The sequence below is a fragment of the Candidatus Symbiothrix dinenymphae genome (assembly GCF_001431085.1).
On record NZ_BBRU01000473.1, the window covers coordinates 1 to 406 of the forward strand.

At 51.2% G+C, this 406-nt stretch carries 1 pseudogene; it reads right to left on the bottom strand.

From position 1 onward, the window contains the following. Nucleotides 1-82: 82 nt before the first annotated feature. Nucleotides 83-406: pseudogene (locus ASC50_RS05160) on the bottom strand (hypothetical protein); the annotation flags it as partial.

Below are 406 nucleotides of genomic sequence, written 5' to 3' on the forward strand. Positions count from 1 at the left end.
GGCCCCACAGCGGAGGGTACGATTTTAATGAAATTGGTATCGACGATTTCATCGCCCTGTGTCGTGAAATAGGTGCTGAACCCTATCTGACAATTAATCTTGCCCGCGATTTTCGGAGTCCATTCAGCCACCCGGCGGGAGCGCCGGTAACCCTTTCGTAACTTTCCTTCAGACCCTTGTCAGTCGCAAAATCAACGCCATGGACAAAATCCCATTGATAGGCGTGAAAGGAAAGGTACGAAATATGCTTTGCCATCGGAGCCAGCCCTTTAGCTATCCAGTCCGCCGGGCGCCCGCCGGGAAAGTAAGGACCGGAGGAAAAAAACTTAATCGAGGGATCAACCTTTTTGATTGCCTCTGCGCAGGAGTTTGCTTTTTTCGCGTAATCTTCGGGGGGATTGAGTCC